The sequence below is a fragment of the Neoroseomonas eburnea genome (assembly GCF_018129005.1).
In the GTDB taxonomy this organism is placed as follows: Bacteria; Pseudomonadota; Alphaproteobacteria; order Acetobacterales; family Acetobacteraceae; genus Neoroseomonas; species Neoroseomonas eburnea.
This window is the reverse complement of sequence record NZ_JAAEDL010000001.1, coordinates 208,677-222,229: the sequence shown is the minus strand read 5'-3', so window position 1 is coordinate 222,229 and position 13,553 is coordinate 208,677. Positions and strand designations below refer to the sequence as shown.

General features: G+C 69.6%; 11 protein-coding genes. 3 read left to right on the top strand and 8 right to left on the bottom strand.

From position 1 onward, the window contains the following. Positions 1-87: 87 nt before the first annotated feature. Positions 88-1,086 carry a glycosyltransferase gene (locus GXW74_RS01070; RefSeq protein ID WP_211844414.1) on the top strand — a complete coding sequence of 333 codons (999 nt, stop codon included), beginning with the start codon at positions 88-90 and terminating at the stop codon, positions 1,084-1,086. A gap of 58 nt (positions 1,087-1,144) precedes the next feature. Here the strand turns inward: GXW74_RS01070 and GXW74_RS01065 are convergent, their stop codons facing one another. From GXW74_RS01065 to GXW74_RS01035, 7 genes are all read right to left on the bottom strand, one after another. Beyond that, entirely contained in the window at positions 1,145-2,110 is a 966-nt protein-coding gene (locus tag GXW74_RS01065) for a glycosyltransferase family 2 protein (protein ID WP_211844413.1), read from the bottom strand. 323 nt (positions 2,111-2,433) lie between these two features. Then, positions 2,434-3,564 carry a glycosyltransferase family 4 protein gene (locus GXW74_RS28550; protein WP_211844412.1) on the bottom strand — a complete coding sequence of 377 codons (1,131 nt, stop codon included), beginning with the start codon at positions 3,562-3,564 and terminating at the stop codon, positions 2,434-2,436. After that, positions 3,561-5,021, bottom strand: a complete 1,461-nt coding sequence (locus tag GXW74_RS01055; protein WP_211844411.1) for an oligosaccharide flippase family protein — start codon at positions 5,019-5,021, stop codon at positions 3,561-3,563. Before GXW74_RS01055 ends, GXW74_RS28550 begins: the two co-directional genes overlap by 4 nt. Next, entirely contained in the window at positions 5,018-6,313 is a 1,296-nt protein-coding gene (locus GXW74_RS01050) for a polysaccharide pyruvyl transferase family protein (RefSeq protein WP_211844410.1), read from the bottom strand. The genes GXW74_RS01055 and GXW74_RS01050 overlap by 4 nt, the downstream gene beginning before the upstream one ends. After that, the gene (locus GXW74_RS01045; protein WP_211844409.1) at positions 6,303-7,661 is read right to left on the bottom strand and encodes an apiosidase-like domain-containing protein; all 1,359 of its coding nucleotides are present in this window, start codon (positions 7,659-7,661) and stop codon (positions 6,303-6,305) included. The genes GXW74_RS01050 and GXW74_RS01045 overlap by 11 nt, the downstream gene beginning before the upstream one ends. After that, a complete protein-coding gene (locus GXW74_RS01040) occupies positions 7,658-9,025 on the bottom strand; it encodes a glutamate-1-semialdehyde 2,1-aminomutase (RefSeq protein ID WP_211844408.1) in 1,368 nt (455 codons plus the stop codon). Before GXW74_RS01040 ends, GXW74_RS01045 begins: the two co-directional genes overlap by 4 nt. Before the next feature lie 10 nt (positions 9,026-9,035). Beyond that, a complete protein-coding gene (locus GXW74_RS01035; protein ID WP_211844407.1) occupies positions 9,036-9,929 on the bottom strand; it encodes a helix-turn-helix domain-containing protein in 894 nt (297 codons plus the stop codon). A 375-nt stretch (positions 9,930-10,304) separates the two neighbouring features. On the opposite strand from GXW74_RS01035, the gene GXW74_RS01030 reads away from it, so the two are divergent. Both GXW74_RS01030 and GXW74_RS01025 read left to right on the top strand, forming a co-directional pair. Next, positions 10,305-11,378, top strand: a complete 1,074-nt coding sequence (locus GXW74_RS01030) for an NAD-dependent epimerase/dehydratase family protein (protein ID WP_211844406.1) — start codon at positions 10,305-10,307, stop codon at positions 11,376-11,378. Beyond that, positions 11,375-12,688 carry a DUF4910 domain-containing protein gene (locus GXW74_RS01025; RefSeq protein WP_246522709.1) on the top strand — a complete coding sequence of 438 codons (1,314 nt, stop codon included), beginning with the start codon at positions 11,375-11,377 and terminating at the stop codon, positions 12,686-12,688. The genes GXW74_RS01030 and GXW74_RS01025 overlap by 4 nt, the downstream gene beginning before the upstream one ends. A 13-nt stretch (positions 12,689-12,701) precedes the next feature. Here GXW74_RS01025 and GXW74_RS01020 read toward each other — a convergent pair whose 3' ends face one another. After that, positions 12,702-13,439 (bottom strand): sugar transferase, encoded by a 738-nt coding sequence (locus tag GXW74_RS01020; RefSeq protein ID WP_211844405.1) that lies wholly within the window; start codon positions 13,437-13,439, stop codon positions 12,702-12,704. Positions 13,440-13,553: the final 114 nt, after the last annotated feature.

Genomic DNA, 13,553 nt, shown 5'->3' with positions numbered 1-13,553 from the left:
GTCGGAACTTCAAGAACGGCCAGCGGCAGGACCGGCCGATCTGCCCAGACGTCGCCGGGCTGGGCGCACGAGGACTGCGATCCCTCCATGCCGCTGGTGGCCATCGCCACGCCCGTCTTCAACGGCGAGAAGTACCTCGCGAAGACGATGGAATGCGTCCAGGCCCTGGACTATCCGAACCTCGTTCACGTCGTGCAGGACAATGCCAGCACGGACGCGACGCCGGACATCATCGCGCGCTTCGAGGGCCGGCGCGTGCCGGTCCTGAGCGAGCGTTCCGCGACGACCCGGCCGATGGCCGACAACTGGAACGCCGTGGTCCGCCGCGTCCCCGAGGAGGCGAGCTATTTCTGGCTCCTCTGCGCGGACGACATCCTCGCCCCGCATGCGATCGGCCGCCTGGTGGAGGTGGCCCAGTCGAGCCCCGATGTGCAGCTCGTCGGCTGCCAGTGGCGCGCGGACGGGCTGTGCGGCGAGGAGTTGCCGAAGGAGCGGAGCATCTTTGCCGGCGACGAGATGCTCCGGCGCTACTTCCGCCGGGAGACCATGGTTCTCTCGGGCATGAACGTCCTGTTCCGGCGGTCGCTCATCCGCCCGGACGCGGATTTCTACGATCCGACGATCATATCCTTCGACACGGATGCCAACATCCGCGCCTGTGCGCTCGGCAAGTACGGGTTCGTCCACGAGGAGCTGCTCTACTGGCGACAGCATGAGGGCAGCACGACGCAGACCGTGAGCGGGCGTGATCTCTCGTACCACGCGGAATGGCTGCTCCTGCTGGACCGGCACTTCTCCCATGCGCTGGGCCATCGGGAATACCTGCATTGCAGGGATGCATTCCGGCGCCATTTCCTGCGCCGGCTGCTCATGCTGCGGATCAGGCCCGGCGGCAAGGAGATCTGCGACCGGCACCTCCGCGCACTGCGCCTGCGCGGCGACGAAGCCGGCCTTCCCGATTTCGCGGCCGCGCTGGCCGATTGGGTGCTCCATGCCGTACGGGGCCGCCGCGCGCATGTCGGCGCACCGCGTCGTCGGTTCCCCGATGCCGCGGCCGGCCTCGGGACGTCACGGGCAAAGATCTGATCGTTGCTGCCTGGCACCCTCGGCAGTTCATCGCGAGCGGGCCTGTCACCATCCGCGCTCAGCGCAGCTTGCCGCCGGCCTCGCGCCCCGCAGGCACCGCGACCGCGATGACCGGGTCATCGGAACCTGCGGTCTGCCGCGGGGGACCGTTCAGCCATTCGCGCAGGCGTCCGATGGCATACCAGAAGCGCAGGTCGAATTCCTGCCCAGCCGGCGCGATGGGATAGAGGAGTCCAAGGATCGCGGCGCGGGCCGCAAGCGCGGCTGCCTCGGTTCCCGTCGTACGGGGGCCGATGAGGAAGCTGATGCGTTCGTCGCTGAGACCATCCCAATAGGCCCTGCGCGCGGCCCAGTCCCGTCCGAGGCGGTCGACCGGGATCCGGTGTCCGGCCCGCAGCAGGTGCGATCGCGCCGCCGTCCAGCCGCGACGCATGGCGATCTCCTGGACGAGCTTTTCCTCCCCGCTCAGCAGCCGGGTTCCGACCCGTCCCAGCGATTCGGGAAAGCCGCCGCAGTCGGCGAGGCAAGCGCGTCGGTAGATCGCATTGGCGCCACACACCGATACGTCCGCCGCCAGCAGAGCCTCATCCGGCTGCTCGACCAGCGATAGGTATTGGCGCCAGCGCCGGCCGATCCGCGGGTCTGAGCCCTCGGGAAACAGGGGCAAGACGGTCCCGCCGATGATCCCGCAGCGGTCAGGGGCAGCCGCAACGAGGCGCATGGCATGGCCGAACCAACCGGCCTCGGGAACGGCGTCGTCGTCCAGGAAGGCGACCCACTCGCCACGCGCGGCGCCCACCGCGGCGTTGCGCGCGCGGGACAGGCCCGGCACGGCGATCCGAATGAGACGGGCGCCGGGGAATGCCTCCGTCGCGCGGGCAAGTGCGGATGCCTCGGCGGCGGAGCAGCCGCTGTCGATGATCAGAAGCTCCGCGGCGGCGAAGTCGATCTGGGGATGAAGGTGCTCGAGACAGATGCGCACATCGGCCGAGCGGTCATGCGTGCAGATGGCGATGCTCAGCATGGCGTGTCGTCCTCGCGGGCACCAGGTGCGGGCCAGCAGCCCCGGATCGACTCCAGCCGACGCGCGCGCAACAGGTATGGAAAGCGATCCGCGCCCGCACGATTCGGCGGACCAGGGTGTGCGACGGCTGGCTCCGCCCATGCCGCGGGGCGTGGGAGAGGCCGGCAGGCGCCGCGGCGTGGGCTGCCCGCCGGCGCGGACCGCGTGGCAGGCGTCTCGCACGCGGAGATGCGCGCCTCCATGGCCGTCGCATTCGTGCGGCGGGCGGGCGGCGTGGCCATTGCCTTCGTATCCCTACGGCTCTGCGACCGCGGCATTCCATGTCACCCCTGGCTGTGGGCAGGCGTGGCCCCAAGCAGGCTCCGCCACGATGTGATGAAGCGTTCCCGCGTCAGCGCGCGCGCATGATCCCGCGCCAGGGCGACGCGCCTTTCGCGCTCGGCGGCATCCATGTGCGTGAGCTGGCGCAGTCCCTCGGCTATGCCGTCGACCGATGAGGCATCGACGAAGATCGCCCCCTCCCCGACCGCTTCGCGCTGCGCAGCGCCGGTGCCGACGACGGAGAGCAGGCCATGCTGGGCCGCTTCCAGCGCGGGCATGCCGAAGCCTTCGAGAAGGCTGGGCAGGACAAAGCCGGCGGCATTGCGGTAGAGCCAGTGCAACTCCGCGTCGTCGACATAGCCAAGGCGGATGGTGCCCGGTGTTTCGCGGGCCTCGGCGAGGACCTCCTCCGCCGCATTGCCGCGCGGTCCGCAGAAGACGTAGGAATAGCCCTCCCGGGCGAGGCCGGCAGCGGTGAAGGCCCGCAGGCTCCGCACATGGTTCTTGCGGCGGTCCAAGGCGCCGACAGTCAGCAGGAACGGCTTCGTCACCCCCTGCGGCGGCCGCCCTTCATCCGATCTGTCCAAGGTCCTGACGAACAGCGGGATGACCTCGAGGAACGGGTAGTCCGTGCCGTAGAGAGTGGTGAAGGCGTCCTTCGACGCCTCGCTCACGAACACCATGCCCGGGCGGCCGAGGCGGATGAGTTCGAACGCCTTCCGGTAGCTCTCCTCGGTCGGCGCGCCGAAGAGCTCCGGATGGGTCACCGGACCCATGTCGTGGCACAGGACGATGTCGCTCGCCCGGGGCACCTCGCTCATGACGTAGAGCGGATCCATGTAGAGCACGGCCTCGTCCGGCCGCCGCCGCGCCGGCAGCCAGCTTCCCAGCGATGGATGGCCGATCTCGAAGAGCATGAGCCGAGCGAGGACGCGGCGGAAATTGCGCTCCGGTGCCAGTTGGCGCCGCAACCGCCAGAACCGCCTCGCGCTGATCAGGTCGGCGCAGCCGTCGGCGATCTCGCGGCAGACATGGTAGGCGCCGGTCCGGTTGATGAGAGCCAGCGACATGTCCGCAACGAGCGGGCTGCGCAGCGCGGTTTCGGGGCATGATCCCGTCGCGATGTGGTTCACGGTCTTGCTCCGAAGTGGGGGGCAGTCCGATGCCGCACGACGTCGAAGGAGCGCTTCAGCTCGGCCCACAGCGGGTGCCCCGTCGCGGCGAGCGCCGCACTCCATCCGGCGCAGGCGAGGATCCCCGACAGCATCGCCATGGGGATCGAGATGTCGAAACGGAACCCTTCCATCGCCAGCACCACGGCAGGTCCGGCGACGGCGCCGCCCGCGGCCACCGCGCTCTTGCCCAGTGCCCTCGCCAGATCCGCCAGGCCGAGCGCGAGCGGCCCGCGGATGCAGACGTACCCGACGACCGAATAGAGCGGCACCAGCACGAGGAAGGACAGCGCCACAGCCATCAGCCCGTGCGGTGCCGCAAGCACGATCACCATCACGTAGACCGGCATCGGAAGCACGACCGACATCAGCAGCCGCAGCGTCCTGCCCTGCGCCATGAGAACGGGATAGACGACGACATCGATCGGCGCGAGGAGCCTCGCGACCAGCATGACCTGGACCACCGGCACGACGGACAGCCACTGCGGGCCGAGAAGGATCAGCGTCGCCGGATGGGCCAGGCATGCGAGCACGAGCAGCGCCGGCCATTGCACGGCGCTCAACAGGCCGATGGCATTGAGAACCGGGCCCTTGAGGCCCTCCCCACCCCTCTGCCGCGCAGCCAGCGCAGGCAGTGCGACCGGCCAGATGGCCGCGAGGAGCAGCTTTCCGGGCATGTCGGCCACGGTCTGCGCACGTCCGTACAGGCCCACTGTCGCAAGCATTCCATGCGCGCCGAAGACGATGTGCGGGACAGTATCGGTGAGCCGGGAGATCAGGCCCCAGAGGCCCGAGGCTCCCCCGATCCGCAGCGCCTCGGTCCATCCGCGGCGCGTCAGTCCGATCACGTGTCGCCGATCGCCGACAGCGTGCGCGACCACCAGCGTCACCAGGCCCGACCCGACCAGCGCCCAGGCAAAGGCCATGTAGCTGAAGCCAAGCAGCGCCAGTCCGACCATCAGGACAGCGTTCGCCACGACGCTCGTGACATTGACCAGGGCGACGCGGCCGAAGGCCAGCTCACGGCGGAGCAACGCGGTCAACGGGCGCTCGAAGGGGCCGAGAAGCAGCGCGAGGGCCAGCACCCTGAAGAAGCCGGTGAGGCCCTCTTCTCCCTGGTACGCCGCCAGGGCGGGAGCGGCGAGGAAGACGATCGCCGCTGCCACGGCGGAGATGCCCAGCATGACGGTGAAGGCGGCGCGCGTGGTTGCGCCGGTCACCTCATGGCGCTGGACCAGGTAGGTGGTGGGAATGTCCCGGACGAGGTCCACGAGCGCAAACAGCGTCATGCCGAGGACGGTGACGCCCACCTCCTCCGGGGAGAGGATGCGCGAGACCGCCGCGATGACGAGTGCGCCGATCACCATCGAGACATATCGATCCGCCGCCGAGAGCGCGAGGGCGCGCCGTAGCCTCATCGCGTCGGTCCCGGCGCGCCATTGGCGCCGCCGCCCCCGATCAGGGCGCAGAGCACGTCGCTCTGTTCCGAGAGCGCCGTGCGATACGCCGCCGTGCGCTCGCGGATGATGGCGGCGTGCCGTTCCCGCTCCGCGGCGAGCGCCATGACACGTTCGGCCAGCCAGTCCGGATCGAAGGTCTCGACATGGGCGCAGAAGGCGCCGAGCCCCATGTCGGTCAGCAGGATGTCGTTCTTGGCCCCGTAGCTCAACGAGATGACGGGCGTTCCGGCCATCAGGGCGCCGACGACGTTGTGGAAGCGCGTCGCGACGGCGAGTTCCGCGCCCGCCATCTGGCGGATGACATCGTGGATGTCATGCGCGGCAGCGTATTCCGTGGCATCGAGCAGGCGCTCGCCGCCGGCTGCGGCAAGCGCGGAGCGAAGGTCGCGCACGGCCTCCTCGTCACCCGCCTCGCCGATGACCAGGCGAACCCGTCGCCCGCCTTCGATCGCGCCGCGGGCGAAGCGCGCCAGCTTCGCGATGTAGGTGCGATAGATGCTGCCGTCCTCGTTGCCCCACCCGCGGTAGCGCATGACGCCGAGCGCGAGCGGCCGCGCCCCGGCGGGCGGCTCCTGCAACTCGGCCGGGAGCGCAAAGGCAAGGTCGGGATAGACCGCAAGCGGACGCCGCACATGCGCGTGGCGGACCACGAAGTCGCGCGAGGCCGCATCGCGGAAGGTCAGGTGATGCGCCAGCCGTGCAGCGGCCATCATGAGGATCCGGCTCGCGCGCGAATGGATGGGACCGGCGCCGATGCTGGCCATCACGACCCTGCATCGCATCAGCCGCGCGGCAAGGACCCAGCTGAGGATGGCAAAGGGACCGCCCGCGGCACGTTCGCCGAAATCGTCCAGGAAGCCGGTGCCGGGCACGACCAGCACATCGCAGCCACGGAGCGCGCCGGCCGCCCGCGACGGCGCGAGAAGCTTGTGCGGAACCTTCAGGAGAAGCCCGTTCAGCCGCTGCAGGAGCCTGCTCTGCGGCGGCGTACCGATCCATGCGACGGCCGGCAGGCCGAATGTCTCGGAGACGATATCCGGCCGGCTGCAGATGACCGTCACGCCCGCGCCGGGAATGCGCGTCCGGATCATCCGGAGCATCGCTTCGAGCGATGCGTCGTTGCCGAGATTGCCGGCGCCGAACTGCCCTAGCAGCGCGATCCTCGGGCGGCGCCCCGAAGCGATGCCGGTGCTGGCTCCGGCCCTCCGGCCGATGCTGTTCCCCGCAGTGTCGAGAGCTTCACCCGGCATGGCTCGACACCTCCAGAACCCAGTCCCTGAAACCCGAACGATTGCGTCCCGGGGGCCCGAAGCGGATGCGTCCGCCTCCGCCGCCCTGGACCCGTGCCTCCATCGATCCCGTGTAGGTGCCGTCCGACGGGTCGAACCACCTGCCGGTGAGCGCCGGTCCTGCCATGCGGCCCGGGGCGAGCGTCGCCGCCGCCCCGGAAGGCACGTGCACCAGGGCCAATGTGCCGTCCCGCGTCCGGGCCGCCGTCTGCCGCGAGCCGTCAGCGCCGGCGGGCTCGGGCAGCAGGGCATTCGCAATGTCCGGCTCCAGAAGCCACCACGGGATGCGGGCGAAGAAGCGCAGCAGATGTTCCATGCCGCGCGTGCCAGTGCCGCCCAGCGCCTGGCGCCAGGTCACCGGCGCATCACGTGCGCCAGGCGTGCCGAAGTGCCAGATCGGGTTGTTGCCGAAGACCTGGCCGAATGCGCCGCCGAGCAGGGCCTGGTAGGCCTGGGTCCGTAGCCCTTCCTCATTCACGCCGTGCTCATGCTCGTAGGTGCTCTCGATGAGGAAGAAGGGGCGGCGTGGCCGTCGCAGCTCGGCCCGCAGCGCGGCGCGGTAGACCGCGCGATAGGTGTAGAGGGTGTCGACATCGAGCCATGGCATGTCGCCCCAGAACTCGGCCGCGGCGGTCTCGGGCGCGCAATGGGCCGTGTGCAGGGCGATGCGCTCGTGCCGCCGGATGCCATCGGCGACTGCAAGGACGGACGCACGCTCCGGCGGATCGAAGTCACCGGCATGTACCCACATGATGTTGCCGCGGTTTCCGTAGCGCCGGCCCACAAATTCGCCATAGGCGCGCAGCCGCGCCTCGCCGGCAGACAGCATCGCGCGATACCATCCTTCGTCCCCACCGCGATAGCCGATGTAGGCAGGCGCCAGCAGGACAAGGAAGCCGTGTGCCGCGGCCCTTTCGAGCACGCGGTCCGCGTGCGCGAAATACGCCTCGTTCGGGCTTCCGAAATCCCCGGGGCGACGGAAGGGCGGATCGCCATAGATGTTGGCCGGCGCGCGCGCAGCGTATTTGTGCTCGATCAGGTTGACCAGGATGGTGTTGAAGCCGCGCGCACGCCGATCGCGCAGGTACTCCTCCGCCTCCTCGATCCGCAGCTGGACAATGATGGACCAGGCGGTGTCACCGTGCAGCAGGAAAGGCTGTCCGTTGCTGTCCTCGATGTGGCGGCGGCTGGCCGCAACGCGCAGGGGGAAGGCGGGCGCCGGCGGCGCCGGCTCGGCATGGGCCGCCGGCGACACGGCGATGCCGAGTGCACTGCCCAGCGCGGCGCGGCGGCCGAACACGGCCATCATGCGCGCGCGGCGCCGAGATCCGCCGGCACGGCCCCGGGCGTGTTGAACCGCCGGTAGACGACCTGCGAAGGCCGGCCGATCAGGTGGTGCTCGACACCGTCCTCCAGCGCCCTGCGATAGACGCCGAGGGCGCCGTCGATGGCATCGACCGTGCGCACGATGTCCTCGTCCTGGTGCGCGTAGCTGACGACGAGCGAGGGCATGAGCACACCGCGCCGGATCGTCTCCTGCAGGAAGAGCGAGCGGAAGGCCTGGGACGGCCTCCCATCGGCATCGAGTGTGGCATAGGCGAGGCAGCAGCTGCGGCCGACGATGCGGACATGGTCCTGCAGCCCGTGGCGCCGGATCGCCTGCTCGGCATGGGCGCGCAGGGCGGCGCCCTGCCGGTGCAGATGCTCGATCACCGGCTCGCGCCGGTAGATCTGCATGTTCGCGATGGCCGCGGCCATGGCGTGGGTTTCCGCGCCATGCGTGGTCGAGAGCAGGAAGACGCGCGGCCGCTCGGTCTGTTCGAGGCCACCGAGGCTCATGATCTCCCGCTTGCCGGCGAGCGCGGAAATCGAGAAGCCGTTGCCCATGGCCTTGCCGAAGGTGCTGAGGTCCGGCTCCACGCCATAGAGCTTCTGGGCGCCGGCGAGGTGCCAGCGGAAGCCGGTGATCATCTCGTCCAGCACGAGCAGAGCGCCGTGCTGCGTGCAGAGACGGCGGACATGGTGCAGGAAGTCGTCGACCGGATCCTCGCCCCGGGACGGCTCCAGGATGAGCGCGGCGATCTGGCCCGGGTGGTCGCGGAACAGGGTCTCGACGCTCGCGATGTCGTTGTAGCGGAAGCCGAGCGTGAGGCGCTTCACCACCTCCGGGATGCCGGCATCGACCGGGGTGGTGCCGATGAACCAGTCGTCGGTGGAGAAGAACGGATGGTCGGTGCAGATGGCGATGAGATCCCGGCCCGTCCATGCCCGCGCGAGGCGCATGGCGCCGGACGTCGCGTCCGAACCGTCCTTGCAGAACTTGACCATCTCGGCGCCGGCGATCAGCTCGAGGAACTGCTCGGCGCACTCCACCTCGATCGCAGCCGGGCGCGTGAAATTCGCCCCGTGCGCGAGCCATTCACGCGCGGCCTCCACCACCTCCGGCCAGGCGTGGCCGAGCCCCACTGCGCGATTGCCCATGCCGTATTCGATGTACTGGTTGCCGTCCGCATCCCAGACGCGGCAGCCCGATCCGCGCGCGATGAATCCCGGCGCGAGCACCGGATACTGGTCGTCGCCCTTCGCATAGGTGTGGCAGCCACCAGGGACAAGGCGGTGCGCGGTTCGCCGGAGCCGCCTCGACGTCGCGAAGCTGCGATACTGGGTGTCCATCTCCACGTCCTTACCTTCCCTGGTCGAGGCGCCGCCAGGCGCCCGGTGCCCGCCGCCATCCGAGCGGCCGCTCCAGCCCTGGCGCGGCAGGCGGCGCGGCGATGTCGAGAACCTCCTCGACGAGGCACTCGAAGGCATCCATGGCCGCAGCAATGCGCCGCTTCCCCTGCTCGCTCAGCGAGAGCATGCGCCGGTCACGCCGCAACCAGTCGCGCTCCTCGGCGCGCCGCAGCAGGTTGCGGATGGTGACGCAGGTCACGTTCAGCCGATCGGCCTCGCGCCGGATCAGGTCGGTCGTGGCGAGGGGGCTGTGCAGATGGAGGTCGAGCATCGCGAGCATGAAGCTGAGACTGCCGACGCCGCGATCCCCGAGGTTGAGACCGCCGAGGAAGCGCAGCACGGAATCGATGAACTGCATCTGCGCGCGCCGGTCGAGGCTCGCCGAACCCTGCAGGCGCGGCCGCCCGATCAGCGCGGGCGCCTCCGCGTGAAAGTCGGCGACGAGTTGCTCGAAGAGCGCGATCGCCTTCTCGCTCGGCTCGAAGACATACTGCCGCGCATCCCGCGGGTCGCGCTGCCGCCGGAAGTCGCCGGTGGCGCAGCCGATCTCGAGCAGCTGGGAGGCGCGCGCGATCGAGAGATGCGAGCGCATCGCCACGAGCGCGAAGGGGAAGCGGCCCACCTGCCCGCCGCGCATCCAGGCGGACTCCCGGATGAGATAGAGGAATAGGTAGGATCGCCTCAGATCCGACAGCCAGAAGCGCTGCATCGGCGCGTTGCGGAGGAAGGCCGAGACGAAGGCGCCTTCGCGGAAGGTCCTGAAGCGGGCGTCGCGCTCCTGCTGGGAGGCGCCGCCGCTCTCGGAGGTGCCTCGGACTCCCGTTTCCGGACCTGCTTGGACCATGGCCGTCCCATCTCCTCGCACCCCTGCGCCGGCTCATCGAGCCATCGCGCGGTGCAAGGGGACCATCTTCGCAGTGCTCGCCGGCGACACTGACATCCGTCATTGCCGCAGGGTTGAACAGCGATGCGCGGCTGCATCCTGCGCACGCAGAGACCCCGTTCGCTGCGCACGCCGCGCTTCTCACGCGGCCACATCGCCGTTCGGCGCGGCGAATTTCTACCTGCGGCTGTCGCCGCACCCGGCTTGCACGGCGCGGTTCACGCCACGAAGCGGCAGCACAACGCGATCCAGCGAAATCTTTCTTGCATCGGGCCGTTCTCCCGGCGCCCCGGCGGGCAGCACTCTGCAGCCAACGCAAGCCCGAGGAGTGGCATCATGAAGGTCCTCATCACGGGTCATCTCGGCTACATCGGCACCGTGATGACGCCCATGCTGCTCGACGCCGGGCATGACGTGACCGGTCTCGACAGCGGGCTGTACGAGCGCTGCACCTACGAGGCCGGCGGGCCGATCGTCCCTGTCCCGACCATCGCCAGGGACGTGCGCGACGTGGAGGCGGACGATCTGGCGGGCTTCGATGCGGTGATCCATCTCGCCGCCCTCTCGAACGACCCCCTCGGCAACCTCGACGAGGAATGCACCTACGCGATCAACCATCGCGGCAGCGTGCGGCTGGCCGATCTCGCGAAGCGCGCCGGCGTGCGCCGCTTTCTCTTCGCCTCCTCCTGCTCGAACTACGGCAAGGCCGGCGAGGGCATGCTGGACGAGACCGGCGCGCTGAATCCCGTGACCGCCTATGGCCGTTCGAAGGTCCTGTCGGAACAGGGAATCTCGGCGCTTGCCGGCGACGGATTCTGCCCGAGCTTCCTGCGCCCTGCCACCGCCTATGGACTGTCGCCGCGCATCCGCTTCGACATCGTGCTCAACAACCTCGTGGCCTGGGCGGTGACGACGGGGAGCATCCTGCTCAAGTCGGATGGCTCGCCCTGGCGGCCCATCGTGCATATCGAGGACATCTCGCGCGCCTTCATCGCGGCCCTCGCCGCGCCCGAGGAGGCCGTGTTCAACCAGGCCTTCAACGTCGGTCAGACGGCGCACAACTACCGCATCCGGGAGATCGCCGAGGTCGTCGCCGAGGTCGTCCCCGGCTGCCGCATCGAGATCGCGCCCGATGCCGGCCCGGACCTCCGCTCCTACCGCGTGGACTTCTCGAAGATCACTCGGCACCTGCCGGATTTCCGTCCGCAATGGGATGTCCGCCGCGGCGCCGAGCAGCTCTACGCCGCCTACAGTTCCTCCGACCTCGACCTCGAGGCCTTCGAGGGGCCACGCTACCAGCGCATCGGCCATATCCGCATGCTGGTGGCCGAAGGCGTGCTGGGGCCTGACCTGCGGCGTCGCCAGCAGGGGGACGGGCAGGCGCAGGCGGCCCCTCTCGCCGCCGAATGACCGACAGGGCCTGCGCCTCGGCCTCGCCTGCGGCGGAGGCCCTCGGCGCGGCACTTCATGCGCTGGTGGCGGAGCTGTTTCCGATCTGCCGCAGCATCACCGGCGACGGGGTGCGGCGCAGCCTCGCGATCCTGTCGCGTCACCTGCCGCTCGACATCCACGAAGTGCCGAGCGGCACGCAGGTCTTCGACTGGACCGTTCCCCGCGAGTGGCGGATCCGCGACGCCTTCATCGAGGATGCGCTTGGCCGGCGCGTGCTGAGCCTGCGCGACAGCACGCTGCACGTCGTCAGCTACAGCGGCCCGGTCGATGCGGTGCTGCCGCTGCACGAGCTGCGCCGGCACATCCACACCCTGCCGGACCAGCCCGGCCTCATTCCCTACCGCACCTCCTACTACGCCGAGAACTGGGGCTTCTGCATGTCGCATGACGCGCTCGAGGCGTTGCCGGAGGGCGCCTACCACGCGCGGATCGACAGCGAGCTCGTCGACGGCAGCCTGACCTACGGCGAACATCTCCATATCGGCGCGACCGAGGAGGAGGTGCTGCTGTCCGCCCATTCCTGCCACCCCTCGCTCGCCAACGACAATTGCTCCGGCATGGCGGTGCTGGCGCGGCTGGCTGAGCGCATGGCCGGACGGCGGACGCGGTTCAGCTATCGCTTCCTCTTCGCACCCGGGACCATCGGTGCCATCACCTGGCTCGCGCGCAACCGGGAGCGGACGGATCGGATCCGCCATGGGCTGGTCATCGCCGGCGTCGGCGACTGCGGAGCGCCGACCTACAAGCGGAGCCGCCGCGGCGACGCGGGGATCGACGTCGCGATGGCGCATGTGCTGCGCCACCTCGCGCCCGATGCGCAGGTGCGGGACTTCTCGCCCTACGGCTATGACGAAAGGCAGTACTGCTCGCCCGGCTTCGACCTGCCTGTCGGCATGCTGCAGAGGAGCCCTTTCGGCGAGTTCCCCGAATACCACACCTCGGCCGACAACCTCGACTTCGTGCGGCCGGAGATGCTCGCCCACTCGCTCGAGCTGATCGAGGCTGCGATCGAGGTGATCGAGAAGGACCGCTGCCTGAGGAACGCCCTGCCCTTCTGCGAGCCGCAGCTCGGTCGTCGCGGCCTCTACGGCGCCCTCGGCGGCGATGCGAATGCGGCGAAGCGCAACCTCGCGATGCTGTGGCTGCTGAACCAGTCGGACGGATCGAGGAGCCTGCTCGACATCGCCGATCGTGCCCGGCTGCCCTTCGGCACCATCGCCGCGACGGCGGAGGTCCTGGAACGGGAGGGATTGCTCGTTCCCGCCTGACGGCGCGGTGTCGTCAGCAGGCGCCGCGCGCGCGGATCACCGCCCAGGGAGTGAGGCCCAGGATGCGCAGGTCCATCATGATCGAACCGTGGCGCACATACTCCATGTCGAGCTGCACGCGATCGCCGTAGGAAAGCCCGCTGCGGCCGCTGACCTGCCACAGCCCCGTCAGTCCCGGCCGCACGCGGCAATAGAGTACCGCGGCCTCGCCCTGGTAGTGCTCGGCGAGTTCCGCGGCGACCACGGGCCGGGGCCCGACCAGGCTCATCTCGCCGCGCAGCACGTTGAACAACTGCGGCAATTCGTCGAGCGAACTGCGGCGAAGGAAGTTCCCGAGCCGCGTCACGCGCGGGTCACGCGCCAGCTTGCGCCGTTCGCGCCACTCGGCGCACGCGGCCGGGTCGCGTTCCAGGTGCTCCGCCAGCACGCGGTCGGCGTCGCGGACCATGCTGCGGAACTTGAGGCAGCGGAACAAGGCGCCGCCGCGTCCGACACGTAGGTGGCTGACCATGACCTGCGGCCCGGACACCAGGCGGATGAGCAGGGCGACAACGCCCATCACCGGCAGCAGGAACAGCAGCAAGCCGCCGGTCAGCACGACATCCATCGCGCGCTTGGCGCCTTCGGATCTCTGCGTGCCCGCAAGCCCCGCCTGGCGCAAGCCGAATGTGCCGAGCCGGTCAGCATTCGCGGGCGCCGCGACCGAACGTTCGAGTTCCGCCGCCGTGGGGGTATTGGGGATGCCGTCCATGGAAGGGATGCTGCTTTGCACCACCCCAAGGCATCAAAGTCGCGCGGCGAAAAATCTTCCAGGCAGTGGCGCGACTCACTTCGCGTCACTCTCACCCGCTGGTTGTCCGCGCCG